This is a genomic window from Clostridioides sp. ES-S-0190-01 (assembly GCF_020658275.1).
GTDB lineage: Bacteria > Bacillota > Clostridia > Peptostreptococcales > Peptostreptococcaceae > Clostridioides.
The window spans coordinates 1-759 of sequence record NZ_JACVWA010000050.1 but is presented as its reverse complement, the minus strand read 5'-3'; the positions used below and the strand labels follow the sequence as shown (position 1 = coordinate 759).

Annotated in this window: 1 pseudogene; it reads left to right on the top strand. The window is 30.0% G+C overall.

Going from position 1 to position 759, the window contains the following annotated elements:
- Positions 1-759 (top strand): annotated as a pseudogene (locus tag IC214_RS21285) (penicillin-binding protein); the annotation flags it as partial.

Genomic DNA, 759 nt, shown 5'->3' with positions numbered 1-759 from the left:
ATCTAAAAGCACTTACAAAAGGTGGAGATTCTTTATTATTCCATAGTAATCTTACAGTGCTTCCAGATGAAAATATGGCAGTTGCAGTTGTTTCTTCTGGTGGAAGTAGTCAACTTAACGAAGTAATTGGGCAAGAAATTTTACTATCTGCATTAAAAGAAAAAGGTAAAATTAAAGAAATAAAACCTGATAAAACATTTAGTAAGCCACAACAAGTCAAAATGCCAAGTTACTTAAAAGAAAATAGTGGACTTTATGCTTCTTCAAATATGCTAAAAGTTGATGTTAATGATAATGGTACTCTAACAGTATCTTCTCCATACATAGAAAATGGACCTAAAGATAAATATGTATACATAGGTCAAGATAGATTCGTATCTGAAAAAGGTAATAGTTGCCTAAAATTTGTAAAAGAAAAAAATAATATCACATATTTAAATATGAGCTCTTATGATGATGTTCCTGGATTAGGTCAGACAGCAAGTTTATACTATGTAGCTCAAAAGGTAGATGACAATAATATATCAAATAGTGTCAAAGAAGCATGGGAAAAAAGAGGTGAAAAAGGTTACTATCTAGTAGATGAAAAATATACTTCTCAATACTATATGTTTGGCTCTGTTAAAGCAATGCTTGGTGTTTCTGATAAAACTCCAGGTTTTTTAGCTAATACTAAAATAATAGATGAGAATAATTCAAATGCTTTTATAGAAATACCTGGTGTAATGGGTCGTGATTTGAGTGATATCAAACTGTATA